The organism is Microbacterium sp. VKM Ac-2870, assembly GCF_015350795.1.
In the GTDB taxonomy this organism is placed as follows: Bacteria; Actinomycetota; Actinomycetes; order Actinomycetales; family Microbacteriaceae; genus Microbacterium.
The window spans coordinates 637,545-652,114 of sequence record NZ_JADKSH010000001.1 but is presented as its reverse complement, the minus strand read 5'-3'; the positions used below and the strand labels follow the sequence as shown (position 1 = coordinate 652,114).

The 14,570-nt window shown below is 68.4% G+C and carries 14 protein-coding genes; 10 read left to right on the top strand and 4 right to left on the bottom strand.

Features of this window, described 5'->3' with window-relative positions:
• Positions 1-77: 77 nt before the first annotated feature.
• Together ITJ43_RS03170 and ITJ43_RS03165 are read left to right on the top strand one after the other, a co-directional pair.
• On the top strand, positions 78-1,484 hold the full coding sequence (locus tag ITJ43_RS03170; protein WP_194582057.1) for a MinD/ParA family ATP-binding protein: 1,407 nt from the start codon (positions 78-80) through the stop codon (positions 1,482-1,484).
• Positions 1,484-1,975, top strand: coding sequence for a peptide deformylase (locus tag ITJ43_RS03165; RefSeq protein WP_194582055.1), 492 nt, complete (start codon positions 1,484-1,486; stop codon positions 1,973-1,975). Before ITJ43_RS03170 ends, ITJ43_RS03165 begins: the two co-directional genes overlap by 1 nt.
• A 65-nt stretch (positions 1,976-2,040) precedes the next feature.
• On the opposite strand, the gene ITJ43_RS03160 is transcribed toward ITJ43_RS03165, so the two are convergent.
• Positions 2,041-3,873, bottom strand: a complete 1,833-nt coding sequence (locus tag ITJ43_RS03160; RefSeq protein ID WP_194582053.1) for an AMP-dependent synthetase/ligase — start codon at positions 3,871-3,873, stop codon at positions 2,041-2,043.
• Between the two features lie 192 nt (positions 3,874-4,065).
• Here ITJ43_RS03160 and ITJ43_RS03155 point away from each other — a divergent pair, with 192 nt between their 5' ends.
• The 3 genes from ITJ43_RS03155 to ITJ43_RS03145 are packed head-to-tail and all read left to right on the top strand — an operon-like array spanning position 4,066 to position 7,114.
• Positions 4,066-5,004, top strand: a complete 939-nt coding sequence (locus ITJ43_RS03155; RefSeq protein ID WP_194582051.1) for an ROK family glucokinase — start codon at positions 4,066-4,068, stop codon at positions 5,002-5,004.
• A 33-nt stretch (positions 5,005-5,037) separates the two neighbouring features.
• Positions 5,038-5,721, top strand: coding sequence for a lysophospholipid acyltransferase family protein (locus tag ITJ43_RS03150; protein WP_194582043.1), 684 nt, complete (start codon positions 5,038-5,040; stop codon positions 5,719-5,721).
• Between the two features lie 55 nt (positions 5,722-5,776).
• Positions 5,777-7,114, top strand: a complete 1,338-nt coding sequence (locus ITJ43_RS03145) for a class II 3-deoxy-7-phosphoheptulonate synthase (RefSeq protein WP_194582042.1) — start codon at positions 5,777-5,779, stop codon at positions 7,112-7,114.
• A 29-nt stretch (positions 7,115-7,143) separates the two neighbouring features.
• Here the strand turns inward: ITJ43_RS03145 and pknB are convergent, their stop codons facing one another.
• Positions 7,144-9,093, bottom strand: a complete 1,950-nt coding sequence (gene pknB, locus ITJ43_RS03140; RefSeq protein ID WP_194582041.1) for a Stk1 family PASTA domain-containing Ser/Thr kinase — start codon at positions 9,091-9,093, stop codon at positions 7,144-7,146.
• A 96-nt stretch (positions 9,094-9,189) separates the two neighbouring features.
• Positions 9,190-10,209: a LysM peptidoglycan-binding domain-containing protein gene (locus tag ITJ43_RS03135; RefSeq protein ID WP_194582040.1), complete on the bottom strand. Its 1,020-nt coding sequence runs from the start codon at positions 10,207-10,209 to the stop codon at positions 9,190-9,192.
• Between the two features lie 147 nt (positions 10,210-10,356).
• Between ITJ43_RS03135 and ITJ43_RS03130 the strand changes: the two genes are divergently transcribed.
• Positions 10,357-10,704: an Rv2175c family DNA-binding protein gene (locus tag ITJ43_RS03130; RefSeq protein ID WP_194582039.1), complete on the top strand. Its 348-nt coding sequence runs from the start codon at positions 10,357-10,359 to the stop codon at positions 10,702-10,704.
• Positions 10,705-10,715: 11 nt separating this feature from the next.
• Here the strand turns inward: ITJ43_RS03130 and ITJ43_RS03125 are convergent, their stop codons facing one another.
• Positions 10,716-11,804, bottom strand: a complete 1,089-nt coding sequence (locus ITJ43_RS03125) for a polyprenyl synthetase family protein (RefSeq protein WP_194582038.1) — start codon at positions 11,802-11,804, stop codon at positions 10,716-10,718.
• 79 nt (positions 11,805-11,883) lie between these two features.
• Here ITJ43_RS03125 and ITJ43_RS03120 point away from each other — a divergent pair, with 79 nt between their 5' ends.
• The 4 genes from ITJ43_RS03120 (at position 11,884) to ITJ43_RS03105 (ending at position 14,566) form a co-directional block, all read left to right on the top strand.
• Positions 11,884-12,267: a DUF3040 domain-containing protein gene (locus ITJ43_RS03120; protein WP_194582037.1), complete on the top strand. Its 384-nt coding sequence runs from the start codon at positions 11,884-11,886 to the stop codon at positions 12,265-12,267.
• A 210-nt stretch (positions 12,268-12,477) separates the two neighbouring features.
• Positions 12,478-12,909, top strand: coding sequence for a division/cell wall cluster transcriptional repressor MraZ (mraZ, locus tag ITJ43_RS03115; protein WP_194582035.1), 432 nt, complete (start codon positions 12,478-12,480; stop codon positions 12,907-12,909).
• A gap of 98 nt (positions 12,910-13,007) precedes the next feature.
• Positions 13,008-13,967, top strand: coding sequence for a 16S rRNA (cytosine(1402)-N(4))-methyltransferase RsmH (rsmH, locus tag ITJ43_RS03110; protein WP_194582033.1), 960 nt, complete (start codon positions 13,008-13,010; stop codon positions 13,965-13,967).
• Complete coding sequence (locus tag ITJ43_RS03105) at positions 13,964-14,566, top strand: hypothetical protein (protein WP_194582031.1); 603 nt, start codon at positions 13,964-13,966, stop codon at positions 14,564-14,566. Before rsmH ends, ITJ43_RS03105 begins: the two co-directional genes overlap by 4 nt.
• The last annotated feature ends 4 nt before the right edge of the window (positions 14,567-14,570 follow it).

The following is a 14,570-nucleotide window of genomic DNA, read 5'->3' as shown; positions in this document are numbered from 1 at the left end:
GCGATCGCGCGGTCCTCACGAGGACCCGAACCGCCTTCCGCCGCCGACAGCGGAAGCCCGAACTGGAGTGTGCAGCAGTGCCTGACCGTAACGAGAACGCGACCGAGGACGTCGACCACGGCGTGCTGGAGACGCCGGCCGGCATCGACACGACGGGCATCGGCATCGTCGACGGCGTCACCGCTCAGGTCGACGTGACGCTGCCCACGATCACCGACGAGGATGACGACATCGACGACGACGTCGTGCTCGACGACGATATGACACGGGTCGTGGCGGTCGACACGTTCGTGTCGACGACCGACGCGATCGAGTCGGAGCTCGTCGAGTTCGACGAGACGGCCGACGATGACGCGTCGATCGACCACGACGTGCTCGCGGAGTCGGAGCTCGACACCGAGGTGGAAGACGCCGAGACGGTCGCGGCTCCCGCGCCGTCGGCGACCTCGTCGAACGACATCGCCCACCACGAACGCCTCCGTCCGCGCACGTCGGAGGTCACCCTCCAGTCACGGCGGCTCGGTGACTTCGAGGTCGGACGGGAAAGCTCCGATCTCCTCACCGCAGACCGCCTGCTCGATCCGGCCCGGGCTGTGCGGCCGGAGCCCGAAGGCGCCTGGCAACACCTCCTTTACACGGTCTCTGGGCGGCGTATCAATCTCGGCGACAGCAAGCGCGCTCGAGCACGCAAAGATCTCGATCGCCGCATCGCCGCCCCGCTGCACGGCGGAGCGAAGTTCGTGCCGGTGCTCTCGCGCAAGGGCGGTGTGGGCAAGACGACCGTCACCACACTGCTCGGCATGGCTCTCGCCGATGCCCGCGAAGACCGTGTGATCGCTGTGGACGCCAATCCTGACCGCGGAACGCTCGCGGAGCGGATCGGCCGATCGAGCGGCAAGACGGTGCGCGATCTCGTGCGCGCGCACGCCGACGTCCGAGGCTTCAACGACATCTCCGAGATCGTGGCTCGCGACCACACCCGCCTCGACGTGATCGCGTCCGACACCGACCCGCACGTCTCGGAGGCCTTCAGCGACAGCGACTACACGGCCGTCGCCGACGTCGCCGCGCACTTCTACTCGGTCGTGCTCACCGACACCGGTACCGGCATCGTGCACTCCGTGATGGAAGCGACGCTCGAACGCGCCGACCAGATCATCGTCGTCGCCGGCCTGAGTGTCGACGAGGCGCGCCTGGCATCGGAGACCCTCACCTGGCTCGAGAGCAACGGCTTCGCCGACCTCGTCCACTCGGCGGTCGTCGTCTTGAACACGTCGCGCCCGGGCGCGCCCCTGGTGCGTGCCGATGAGCTGGAGGCGCACTTCCGCACGCGCGTGAGTCGCGTCGTGCGCATGCCGTATGACGCCCACATCGCCTCGGGCAGCACGATCATCTTCCGTGACCTTCAGCCCGAGACCCGCGCCGCGGCGCGCGAGCTCGCCGCGATCGTCGTCGAAAGCCTGCGTCAGCGGGCCGCTGCCTGATGGCCGTTCGACCCATCCGCCTCTTCGGCGATCCGGTGCTCCGCGCGCCCAGCGCCCCCATCGAGGCGATCGACGACGGCGTCCGCTCTCTCGTGCACGACCTCCTCGACACCGTCGCTCTTCCGGGGCGTGCGGGTGTGGCCGCTCCCCAGATCGGTGTGGGGCTGCGGGCGTTCAGCTACAACATCGACGGCGACATCGGGTACGTCCTCAACCCCGTGCTCACCGATGTGGCGGGGGAGCCGCACCTCGTGGGGGAGGGATGCCTATCGGTGCCCGATCTCTGGCACGACACCGCGCGCTATCCGTGGGCACGCGTCGTCGGCATGGACCTGACCGGTGCGGAGGTCGTCCTGGAGGGCGAGGGACTGTTGGCTCAGGCCCTGCAGCACGAGACCGATCACCTCGACGGCATGCTCTACATCTCGCGGCTCAGCCCCGAAGAGCGAAAGATCGCGATGCGTCGCATCCGCGAGTCCTCCTGGTTCTGAGCCGAAACGAGAATCGGGCGCCGACGCCGCAGCGCCGACACCCGACCCCGTAGGCCGCTGTCCGCTCAGCCGAGCGAGACGTTCGTCGTCGTGACCGGCACGTTGTAGAGGTCTTCGACGGCATCCGCGAAGTCACTGAGGATGACGTTGCGCTTGATGCTCATCTTCGGCGTCAGATGGCCGCTGGCCTCGGTCCATTCGGTGTCGAGGATCGTGAACTTGCGGATGGATTCGGCGCGAGAGACGTTCTTGTTGGCGATGTCGACGGCACGCTGCACCTCTTCGCGCACCTTCGGCTCTTTCGCCGCCTGGGCGAGCGGCAGGTCGGCCGGCAGACCGTTGTTCGCGAGCCAGGCCGGCAGCATCTCCGGGTCGAGCGTGATCAGCGCCGAGATGAACGGCTTCTGGTCGCCGACGACCACCACCTGCCCGACGATCGGGTTGGCTCGGATCGGATCCTCGAGGGCGGCGGGGGCGACGTTCTTGCCGCCGGCGGTGACGATGATCTCCTTCTTCCGCCCGGTGATGGTGAGGAAGCCCTCGTCGTCGAACGAGCCGATGTCGCCGGTCTTGAACCAGCCGTCGTCGAAGGCGGCCGCGGTGGCCTCGGGGTTGCGCCAGTACTCCTTGAACACATTGACGCCGCGCACCTCGATTTCGCCGTCGTCCGCAAGACGCACGCCGACACCGGGGAGCACGGGGCCCACGGTGCCGATCTTCGACTTCGTCGCCTGGTTCACCGTGGCGGGGGCAGTCGTCTCGGTGAGCCCGTATCCCTCGAGAATCGTGACACCCAGGCTGTGGAAGAAGTGTCCCAGTCGTGGGCCCAGCGGGGCGGAACCCGACACCGCGTAGGAGATGCGCCCGCCCATCGCCGTGCGCAGCTTGCTGTAGACGAGTCGGTCGAAGAGGGCGAACTTGATCTTCGTGGCGAGCGGAACCTTCTTGCCGTCCTGTTGCAGGCGTGAGTGCTCGATCGCGGTGTGGGCGGCGGCACGGAAGATCTTGCCCTTGCCGCCGGCTTCAGCCTTCTGCTCGGCGGAGTTGTACACCTTCTCGAACACGCGGGGAACGGCGAGGAGGAAGGTCGGTTGGAAGGAGCCGAGCGCAGGAAGCAGCTGCTTGGTGTCGGGCTGGTGGCCCGTCTTCACCCCGGCGTGCACGTTGAGGATCGAGATGAACCGCGCGAAGACGTGTGCGGTGGTGATGAACAGCAGGGTCGATGCGCCCGGGGTGGTGACGACCTCGGACAGCGATGTCGCGGAGTTTCGGGCGAGTTCCACGAAGTTGCTGTGGGTGAGCACGCATCCCTTCGGGCGCCCGGTCGAGCCCGAGGTGTAGATCAGCGTCGCGATGTCGGCGCCGACGGCGAGTCGCCGACGGCGCGCGATCTCGGCATCCTCGACCTCGCTGCCGCGGGCGCGCAGAGCGTCGAGGTCTCCCGTCGACATGGTCCACGCCTCGCGCACCAGCGGGACCTCGTCGCGGATCTCGGCGACGCGTGCGGCGTGCTCGTCGGACTCGGCCAGAACGGCGATGGCCCCCGAGTCGGAGAGGATCCAGCTGATCTGGGCGGCCGAGCTCGTCTCGTAGATCGGCACCATAACCGCTCCAGCGAAGAACAGTGCGAAGTCGACGAGGGACCACTCGTACGTCGTGCGGGCGACGAAGCCCACCTTGTCGCCGGGTGCGATGCCGGCCGCGACGAAGCCCTTCGCGAGGGCGATCACCTCCCGCTCGAACTCGGCGGCAGTGATGTCGCGCCATCCGGTGCCGTCGGGAACGGCGAACAGGGCGAGTGACGGGGTCGTCTTCACCCGCTCGACAAGAAGGTCGGCGATGTTGGCCTGCGGATCGGCGGGCACGACCGCGGGGACTTCGAATTGAACGGCGCTCATGGGCGGCAACTCCTTCGGTACCGGGTGGCGTCGAAATCGACGACTGAAATCGAGTCTAACTCCTGGTGACACTCAGTCCCACGGGAGGACAGATGTCGTCGTTACGCACGGTCTGCCCGGACCGGAGGGCTGTCCTGTCCACACTAGACTCTCGGATGCCGTGCCGCCCTGGACCGGCCGGAAAGGAGCGCCGTGCTCAACGTCGGCATCGACATCGGCGGGACCAAGATCGCCGGGGGCGTCGTCGACGACGACGGTGTCATCATCGAGCGTCTGCGCGTCTCGACTCCCGTCGATACGACGGCACTGGCGGATGCCGTTGCCGAGATGGTGCGCGAGCTCGCTTCTCACCATGATGTCGCCGCGGTGGGCGTCGCTGCCGCAGGATTCATCGACCGCACGCGGTCGGTCATGCTGCACGCCCCGAACATCGACTGGCACAACGCGCCGTTGCGCGCCGAGTTCGAAGCCCGTATCGGGCGTCCGGTCACCCTCGAGAACGACGCCAACGCGGCGGGCTGGGGCGAGTACCGCTTCGGCGCCGGGCGCGGCTCGACCGACATGGTCATGGTGACGTTGGGAACGGGCGTCGGCGGCGCGGTCGTCAACGACGGGCGCCTCCTCATCGGAGCGAACGGCAGCGCTGCGGAACTCGGGCATCTGCGGTTCGTGCGCGGCGGACGTCCGTGCGGATGCGGCCAGAACGGCTGCCTCGAGCAGTATGCCTCGGGGCGCGCGCTGCAGCGTGAGCTCGCGGACATTGCGGATGCCGGGGGGATCGGCGACCGGCTCGCCGCACACCGTGGTGCGGACGGCATCGTGCACGGCGGCGACCTCGCCCGGCTGCTTGCCGAAGAGGACCCCGGCGCCCTGGAGGCCGTGCGCCGTGTCGCGACCGCGCTCGGAGAAGCGTGCGGTGCGTTCCAGGCCGTGCTCGATCCCGACCTCTACGTCATCGGCGGCGGGGTGGCCGACCTCGGCGACGTGCTGCTCGGGCCGACCCGCATCGCGTACGAGACCTCCCTGCCGGGCTTCGGCGACCGGCCGACGGCACGGTTCACGGTGGCGACGCTCGGCAACGACGCGGGCATGGTCGGCGTCGCCGACCTCGCGGGGCTGCGGAGTCGGTGAGGCGGCGGATCCGATGAGACGGGGGAGCGAGTGATGTTCTACTGGTTCATGAAGTACGTCGTGATCGGGCCGATCGTGAAGGCCGTCTTCCGCCCCTGGATCGTCGGACGCACCAACGTTCCCCCTTCGGGCGCGGCGATCCTCGCCAGCAACCATCTGTCGGTCAGCGACTCGATCTTTCTTCCGTTGATGATCGATCGGCGGATGAGCTTCCTCGCCAAGAGCGACTACTTCACCGGCACGGGCCTCAAAGGTTGGGCGACACGGGTGTTCATGAAGGCGACGGGACAGATCCCCGTCGACCGCACCGGAGGCAAGGCGTCCGAGGCCTCGCTCAACACGGGCCTGCAGGTTCTCGGTCGCGGCGACCTCCTCGGTATCTACCCCGAAGGCACGCGCAGCCCCGACGGCAAGCTGTATCGCGGGCGCACGGGGCTCGCGCGCATGGCCCTCGAAGCGCGGGTGCCGGTCATCCCCGTCGTCATGGTCGATACCGACGCCGTGATGCCCATCGGCCGCAGCGTTCCTCGCGTGGGGCGCGTCGGCATGGTCATCGGCGAACCGTTGGACTTCTCGCGGTTTCACGGGATGGAATCGGACCGTTACGTGCTGCGCTCTGTCACCGACGAGATCATGGTGGCCCTCCAGCGCCTGGGCGAGCAGCAGTACGACGACGTGTACGCCTCCACGGTGAAAGAGCGCGCCGCTCGCGCCTGAAGCCGCCCGCGTCATGCGGGATCCGGGGCTCGTGGGGCGCCACTAGACTGAGCGGATGCCCACCCCGCACGCCGATCTCGACCACTGGCGCACGCTTCCCATCAAGCAGCAGCCCTTGTGGACCGATCTCGACGCCGTCGCCGCGGTGTCCGACGAGATCGCCACACTCCCGCCACTCGTCTTCGCCGGCGAGGTCGATAATCTGCGCGACCGCCTCGCACGGGCCGCGTCGGGCCGCGCGTTTCTGCTGCAGGGCGGTGACTGCGCCGAGACGTTCGCCGGCGCGACGGCCGAGCAGATCCGCAACCGCATCAAGACGGTGCTGCAGATGGCGGTCGTCCTCACGTACGGTGCGTCGATGCCCGTCGTCAAGATGGGCCGCATGGCCGGCCAGTTCGCCAAGCCGCGCTCCAGCGACACCGAGACCCGCGGCGACGTCACTTTGCCGGCGTACCGCGGCGACATCGTCAACGGCTACGACTTCACCGCGGAGTCGCGCAAGGCCGACCCTCAGCGTCTGCTGAAGGGTTACCACACCGCGGCGTCGACGATCAATCTCATCCGCGCCTTCACCCAGGGCGGGTTTGCCGACCTCCGCGAAGTGCACAGCTGGAACAAGGGGTTCGCGCAGAACCCCGCCAACCAGCAGTACGAGCGGTTGGCGACCGACATCGATCGGGCGATCAAGTTCATGGAGGCCGCGGGCGCGGACTTCGACGAACTGCGCCGCGTCGAGTTCTACACGGGCCACGAGGGCCTGCTGATGGATTACGAGCGTCCGATGACGCGCATCGATTCGCGCACCGCAACGCCGTACAACACCGCCGCGCACTTCCTCTGGATCGGCGAGCGCACGCGCGAACTCGACGGGGCGCACGTCGACTACTTCTCGAAGATCCGCAACCCCATCGGCGTCAAGCTCGGTCCGTCGACGAGCCCCGAGACGGTGCTGCAGCTCATCGACAAGCTCGACCCCGAACGCGAGCCGGGACGACTCACCTTTATCACCCGGATGGGTGCGGGCAAGATCCGCGACGCCCTCCCGCCGCTGCTGGAAGCGGTGCACGATTCCGGGGCGACGCCGCTCTGGGTCACCGACCCGATGCACGGCAACGGCATCACGACGCCGACCGGCTACAAGACGCGCCGGTTCGACGACGTGGTCGACGAGGTGCGCGGCTTCTTCGAGGCGCACCGTGCCGTCGGCACGTTCCCCGGCGGCATCCACGTCGAGCTCACCGGTGACGATGTCACCGAGTGCCTCGGCGGCTCGGAGCACATCGATGAGGCGACGCTGGCCACCCGCTACGAGAGCCTGTGCGACCCGCGTCTGAACCATATGCAGAGCCTCGAGCTCGCGTTCCTCGTGGCCGAGGAGCTCGAGAAGCGCTGATCGCCGCCTTCGCTGAGCCTGAGTTGGTACTAAAGCGAAGGTGTCAGAGTCACGGTGCTGCCCTTGGGGGCAGATCCACCAGCCTTGGGATTCGTAGCGCGCACCTTGTAGATGTCCCAGTACTTGAAGCCGAGTGGGAGTGAACCGTCCTCGATACCCGCATTGACTTGGAATCCGAGCTTCTCCAGCGCGGAGACTGCATCTCGGATAGTCATTCCGACAATGTCGGACGGAATCCCGATAAGTTCTGGACCCTTGGAGACGACGAGGGTGACCGTGTCGCCGGGGCGGAACGGGCCACCGCCATCGCGATCGGCGATGCGGATGACGCGACCGTCGGGGACGGTGTCGTCGTAGGCCTGCGTTGCCGTCGCGTTGAGGCCGACGGCCTTGAGGGTCGAGGTGGCGGAGTCGACCGTCTGTCCGGAGACGTCGGGAACCGGGCCGACCGAGATCTCGAATGCGACGGTCGATCCTTCGAGCGCGGAGCAGCCCTTCGAGCAGTCCACGGCCGGGCCGCCGCCGGGCGGCGTGATGCTCGCGCTCACGATCGTGTCGCGGGCGGCATCCGTGAACACCTGCGTCGGGTCGCCCGCCGGTGAGATATAGACGTCGGCGAGCGACTTCTTGGCCGCATCGAGACTCTGTCCGGCCAGGGCGGAGATGTCGTGGGATGCCGGGCCCAGCGAGACGACGACGGTCACCGCGCTGTTCTTGTCGACGCGCGCGCCCGCGCCCGGATCGGTGCGGATCACCAGATCGGCGGCGACGTCGCGGCTGTGGTCTTGGGCGGGTATCGCCGTCAATCCCTGAGTCGCGAGTTCCGCCGTGGCCTGGTCGAGGGTGCGACCGGACAGGTCGGGAACGCCGACGAGCGATCCCGGTCCTGAGCCGAACCACCATCCGGTCCCGCCTGCGATAGCGGCGAGCACGAGCACGAGTGCCACGACCCATCCGCCCGCGCGTGCACGACGACGCGATCGCAGCCGCAGCCGCGTCGCGTTGTCCACCTGCTCGGTCACCGTCGGGGCGGTGAAGGTGCCAGGCATGACCTTGGTGAGTTCGCCCGATTCGACGCCGTCGTCGACGGCCACGATCCCCGCTGACGGTGCTCGCACGACGTGGGGATACACGGCGAGCTCCTTCTCGATCTCGCGCAGCCGGTCGAGCATCGCTCGCGCATCGATCGGTCGGTCATCGGGGTTTCGCTCGGTCGCCCACATGACCAGCTCGTCGAACTGCTCCGGGATGCCGGGATTGCGCGCACTCGGGCGCGGCACCGAATCCGTCGCGTGCTGGTAGGCGATCTGCATCGGCTGCTCGCCCTTGTAGGGCTGCTCTCCGACGAGCATCTCGTAGAGCATGATCCCCAGCGCGTAGATGTCGCTGCGGGCGTCGGCAGTGCCGCGTGTCACCAGCTCGGGCGCCAAGTAGGCGATGGTGCCCAGCAACATCTGCCCGGTCGCCGTGTTCGCGCTGGTGGCGCGCGCCAGACCGAAGTCGCCGATCTTGATGCGCCCGTCTTCGGCCAGCAGGACGTTCTCGGGCTTCACGTCGCGGTGGACGATTCCCGCGCGGTGCGCGGCGGCGAGGCCGGAGAGCACGGCATCCATGATGGTGATCGTCTGGGGGATGCTGAGACGCTTCTGCTCCCGGAGGAGCTCGCGCATGGTGATTCCCGGGAGGTACTCCATGACGAGATAGGCCATCTCGCCGTCCTGGCCCTGGTCGAACACGTTGACGACGTTGGGGTCGGCGAGGCGGGCGGCCGCGCGCGCCTCCTGGATGAACCGGCTCTGGAACACGGTGTCGTCGGAGAGATGGCTGTGCATCACCTTCAATGCGACGCGCCGCTCGAGTCGCAGGTCGGTGGCGACGTAGACGGTCGCCATGCCGCCCCGGGCGATGCGAGCACGCACGCGGTATCGGCCGTCGACGAGACGGCCGATCAGCGGGTCGGTCTGCTGACTCGTGCTCACTCTGTGATTCTAGGGAGCCCGAGCCGTCGCACCCGGCAGCGCCTCACCCCTCACGGCATGTGCGCAGTCAATCGACGGCTGCGCCGCCTGCGGGATTCAGCCGAGCGCCGCGAGCCAGGCGTATGCCTGCTGCTCCCACGGACCGTAACGCTGCGGGTACGCAGACACCTGCACCGCTTGCGCGGCGGCGCCGAAGTCCATCGACTCCCAGCCGGGGATATCGAGCAGCCCGTGCGTGCGCGGCCCGTTGGCGTCGGAGACGCCCGTGAAGAAGGCGTGGGCCGCCTGCGCGGGATCGCGCACCTGGTCGGGTGTGCCCCATCCGGTGCTCGGTCGCTGCTGGAAGAGGCCGAGTGAGTCTCGGTCGCCCCAGTCCAGATTGCGGATCCACGACTCCACCATCGCGGTTGCGAGCGCGATGGCGATGCCGCGATCGGGGACACCCAGAGACCGGCCGACGCCGATGATCACACGGGCGTTCGCGATCTGCTCCGCATCGAGGCCCTGCACGGTCGCCGCGGCGGGCGCGGGAGTCTGCACGGCTGCGGGGGTGGCCACGAGAGTCGCAGCCGACGCGGGAACGGTGAGGACCTGCCCCGGATAGATGATCGCGTCGCGGGAGAGCCCGTTCGCCTGGAGCAGGGCGTCGAGTGAGGTGCCCTGGGCGTCGGCGATCGCCCAGAGCGTGTCGCCGGCGGTGACCTCGTAGCCGCTCGCCTCCGGCGCCGGCGTTGGGACGGCGACGGCCGGGGCACGCTCTGCCGCCGGGGCGGCGCCGGGTAGGGCGAGAATCTGACCGGGGCGAATGAGCGACCCGCCTTCGAGGCCGTTGGCGGCGCGCAAGGCGCCCAGGTCGATGCCGTGCGCCTGGGCGATATCCCACAGGGTGTCGCCATCCTGCACCGTATAGGTGGCGAGGGAGGGCGCCGAGGTCGGAGTGCGCGCCGCGAAGGTCGAGAGCGGAAGAATCGGCGCCGTCTGATGAGCGTCCGCAGGTGCCGGCATGGCGGCCGTCGCCGGGCTCGCCGACAGTGTGAGCGCGAGGGTGCCGATCGTGCCGATGATGCCGGCGGAGGCGGTGTGCGCGGCAGGGGTGCGCGGGTCCAGTCGTCGCAAGAACTTCTCCTTCTGTCAACGAGCCACCGTGTCATGGATGTCAACTCGTGTCAACGGGTGGTATAAGCAGTGAAAAATGTGACGAAAGTGACCTCGTGGGACTCGTCTCCGCATGCGACTGGACCGCGACAGTGCGATAGTGGAAGGGTGACCGACGACACTGTTTCCGCGTCCACCGGCTGGCTCACCATCCCCGACCTCGTCGAGGCCCTCGGCGAACCACTGGGGCGTGTTCGCCGTCTGCTCGACGAGAAGCACCTGGTCGGCTCGCGCCGCAACGGCGTCTTCGCCGTGCCCGATGTCTTCCTGCTCGATGGGCACCCGGTGACATCGCTGCGGGGCACCATCATCGTGCTGCAGGATGCCGGCTTCACCGACGACGAAGTGATCGACTGGCTGCTCGCTCACGAGGAGTCGATCGGTCAGCCGCCGATCGCGTCACTGCGCCAGGGGCGCAAGAGCGAAGTGCGCCGCATCGCTCAGACTCTCGCCTGAGTGCCCTGGGCTCAGGCCGAGCGCGCGATCGCGGCGTGGGCCAGGTCGCGGAGCGCGCCCACGGCGCTGGTCGCCAGCGGCGCTCCTCGAAGTGCGCGGTCGGCTTCGTCCGCGTAGGCAGAGATGGCCGACTCGACGCGATCGAGGGCGCCGGAGTCGATGATCGTCTGCTGGAGGGATGCGATCTGCGCGGCATCCAGGGTCGGGTCGCCGATCAGCTCGTCCATGAGACGCCGCGCGGGCGGCGCCAGGCGTTCCCGCGTGAACGCGATCAGAAGCGTCCGCTTACCCTCCCGCAGGTCGTCGCCGGACGGCTTACCGGTGACCGCGCTGTCGCCAAACACGCCCAGGATGTCGTCGCGCAGCTGGAAGGCCAGCCCGATCGGGTGTCCGAACGCGGCCAGCGCGCCGTTCTGGTCGGCATCGGCGCCGGCGAGTGCGGCGCCGAGAAGAAGTGGATGCTGCACGCTGTACCGTGCCGACTTCAGCGAGGCGACCCTCAGCGCCCGGTCGGCGTGCGCGTTGTCGGGCGCGGTCGTGTAGGCCGCTTCTTCGGCGATATCGAGAAACTGCCCGATCGTCACCTCGCGGCGCATGAGCGCGTACACCTCGCGCGCGGCTGCCGCGTGCGCGGCGTCCTGCAGGCCCTGCTCCAGCAGGTCATCGCTCCATGCGACGAGAAGATCTCCGAGGAGCACCGCGCTGGATCGACCGAAGGCCCCGGCGTCGCCGGCCCACGCCGCCCGTGCGTGATCGCGCTCGAGGCGGCGATGTGCAGCGGGCTGGCCGCGCCGCGTGTCGGAGTTGTCGATGATGTCGTCGTGCACGAGTGCCGCGGCATGGAAGATCTCTAGTGCGGCGGCCGCATCGCTGACGCTTTCGGGGATGCCGTCGCGCCGACGATCTTTCTCGGCCACGGCCCGCCAGCCCGTGACGCAGAAGCGCGCGCGCAGGCGTTTTCCGCCTTCGAGTGTGCCGGCGGCGGCATCCAGGAACACCTGCGTTTCGGGGCCGGATGCCTCCCACGCCGACCGCTGCGAGCCGACGAACCTTGCCAGTCGCTGGGAAACCGCTTCGATCGGGTCGGCAGAAGGGTGCACGGGCCTAGCCTAGTTCTCGACTGCACGCGTAGAATCGACCGCACATGATGCCGGTCCGAAACGGCGAGGAGGGGGCGGCATGCCGCTGTCAGAGCAGGAGCAGCGTCTGCTCGATGAGATGGAACGCCATCTCATGAATAAAGACGCAGATGTCGTCAGCGCGTCTCGAGACGGCCGCACCCTCAGCTATCGCAACATCGTGTACGGCACCGTGCTGGTTCTCGTGGGGCTGGGCGGACTGGTCGCCGGAGTGTCGACCGGGATCATCGCGATCGGCGTGGCCGCTTTCCTGGTGATGGTGGCGGGTGTCGTGCTGGCCGCCACGCCGACCAAGGGCCTCAACGCCGCGCACCCGGCCGCCGAGCACAAGGGTCAGCGCAAGACCCCCCGTGCGGGTGCATCGTCATCCTCTTTCATGGACCGTATGAACGACCGCTGGGATCGCCGCCAAGACGGCTCGTGAACACCGTGATCTGACGTCGCGACAGCGACGAGAGAAAGCACCGACCTTCGGGTCGGTGCTTTTTTGCGTTGGGGGGGGTGTTCGCGCGGTGCCCGTCGGTCGATGTGGAGGGGCGGGGGAGGCGCCCGCCCAAGATTACGTAGGCAAGTGGAGGAAAGTGGAGTAAAGTGGTGCCCACCTTGATCAGGCCGGAGGAAGGGGGAGTGGCCGATGTTGCTGGGCACCTACACCCCCAAGCTCGACGAGAAAGGCCGCGTCATCCTCCCGGCCAAGTTCCGCACCGACCTCGGTGACGGCGTCGTGGTCACCCGCGGACAGGAGCGGTGCCTCTACGTCTTCAGCACGAAAGAGTTCGAGCGGGTCTACGAGAAGATCCGCGAAGCGCCGCTGACCAACAAGCAGGCCCGCGACTTCCAGCGCATGTTCCTCTCCGGTGCCAGCGACGAGAAGCCCGACAGCCAGAGCCGCATCACGATTCCGCCGCACCTGCGCAGCTACGCCAACCTCGGGCGTGAGTTGATCGTGACCGGTGTCGGCGCCCACGCCGAAATCTGGGATGCCGAGGCGTGGAACGCCTACGCCGACAGCAACGAGGACAGCTACTCCGACATGGAGCAGGAGGTGATCCCGGGCCTCTTCTGAGCCGTGGCCGTGACTCCCAGCCGCACGCCCTGACGCACTTCCCCGGTGTCAGGTCAGGCGGATGGGGATCACGACCCCGGGTCCGAGCCCGCCGCATCATGAGCTACTCCGACATCCACACCCCCGTCCTCCTCGAGCGCTGCGTCGAGCTGCTCGCCCCCGCGCTGCAGCCCCCGGGCGCGGTCCTCGTCGACGCCACCGAAGGCATGGGTGGCCACTCGGAGGCGCTCCTCGAGCGCTTTCCCGACATCCGCCTCATCGGACTCGACCGCGACACCGACGCACTCCGGATCGCGGCGCAGCGCCTCGAGCGCTTCGGCGACCGGGTGACGCTCGTGCACACCGTGTACGACGGCATCGAGCAGGCCGCCGCGGTGGCCGGCGTCGACCGCGTCGACGGCATCCTCTTCGACCTCGGCGTGTCGTCCCTGCAACTGGATGAGGCCGACCGCGGCTTCGCCTACTCGCAAGATGCGCCGCTCGACATGCGAATGGACCAGCAAGCCGGAACGACGGCCGCCGACATCGTCGCGACCTACGGCGAAGGCGACCTGCGGCGTATCTTCGAGCGCTACGGCGAGGAGAAGCTCGCCGGGCGATACGCCCGGGCGATCATCGCGGCGCGCGGGGCAGCACCGATCGAACGATCGGGCCAGCTCGTCGACATCCTCGTCGCGGCGACGCCGGTGGCCGTGCAGCGAGAAGGTCGCGGACATCCCGCCAAGCGGGTGTTTCAGGCTCTGCGCATCGAGGTGAACGCCGAACTGTCGGTGCTCGAACGCGCCCTGCCGGCCGGGATGGACCTCTTGCGTGTTGGCGGACGCATCGTCGTGATGAGCTACCAGTCGCTCGAAGACCGTCTCGTCAAGCGTGCGTTCGCGGATGCCGCGGCGTCCACGGCCCCTCCGGGATTGCCTGTCGAGCTCCCCGAGCACGCGCCGCGTTTCCGTCTACTGGTGCGAGGCGCCGAACTCGCCTCCGACGAAGAGAAAGCACGCAACCCGCGTGCCACCCCCGTGCGCCTGCGTGCGGCCGAGCGCATCCGGGAGGCGTCATGAGCATGTCCGCAGAGAGCAACCTCGACCCGTTCATCGGGCTGCCCGCGCTGCCTTCATCTCCCCGCCGTGAGCCGGAGCGCCGCCTGCAGGCGCTCGAACGTCCGCAGGTGCGTCGGCGTCCGCGACTCGTGTATGGCTTCATCGCCGTCGGTGGGGCGCTGCTGATCGCGGGAGCGCAGATGGGTCTGTCCATCCTCACGACCCAGTCGTCGTACGAGCTGTCCACGCTGAGCGCACAGCAGCAAGACCTCGACTGGCAGAAGCAGGCGCTGCAGGACAGCATCGCCGGTCTCAGCTCTCCCCAGTACCTCGCGGCCAACGCCGAGGCTCTCGGAATGGTCACCGGTCAGGCCCCGACCTATCTGCGGCTCAGCGACAACGCCATCATCGGCACCGCGGCCGGGCTCACCGGCGGCAGCGCTGTAAACGCGCTGAGCAAAGCGGCCGTCAGCAATGCTCTGGTCAGCGGCAAGCCGCTGGTCGGCGACCCTGCCGCCAGCCTCGGTGCCGGCGGTGCGGCGGTCGTCGACAAAGCCATCGTCAATACCCCGACACCCCCCGCCATCGCCGACGGTCTGCCGACCCCCGCCACACACTGATTCT

Bases quoted from the DNA above. Each gene is read 5' to 3' on its own strand.
- mraZ (WP_194582035.1), top strand. From the start codon at position 12,478: ATGTTGCTGGGCACCTACACCCCCAAGCTCGACGAGAAAGGCCGCGTC.
- rsmH (WP_194582033.1), top strand. From the start codon at position 13,008: ATGAGCTACTCCGACATCCACACCCCCGTCCTCCTCGAGCGCTGCGTC.
- ITJ43_RS03160 (WP_194582053.1), bottom strand. From the start codon at position 3,873: ATGAGCGCCGTTCAATTCGAAGTCCCCGCGGTCGTGCCCGCCGATCCG.
- ITJ43_RS03150 (WP_194582043.1), top strand. From the start codon at position 5,038: ATGTTCTACTGGTTCATGAAGTACGTCGTGATCGGGCCGATCGTGAAG.
- ITJ43_RS03105 (WP_194582031.1), top strand. From the start codon at position 13,964: ATGAGCATGTCCGCAGAGAGCAACCTCGACCCGTTCATCGGGCTGCCC.
- ITJ43_RS03145 (WP_194582042.1), top strand. From the start codon at position 5,777: ATGCCCACCCCGCACGCCGATCTCGACCACTGGCGCACGCTTCCCATC.
- ITJ43_RS03120 (WP_194582037.1), top strand. From the start codon at position 11,884: ATGCCGCTGTCAGAGCAGGAGCAGCGTCTGCTCGATGAGATGGAACGC.
- ITJ43_RS03165 (WP_194582055.1), top strand. From the start codon at position 1,484: ATGGCCGTTCGACCCATCCGCCTCTTCGGCGATCCGGTGCTCCGCGCG.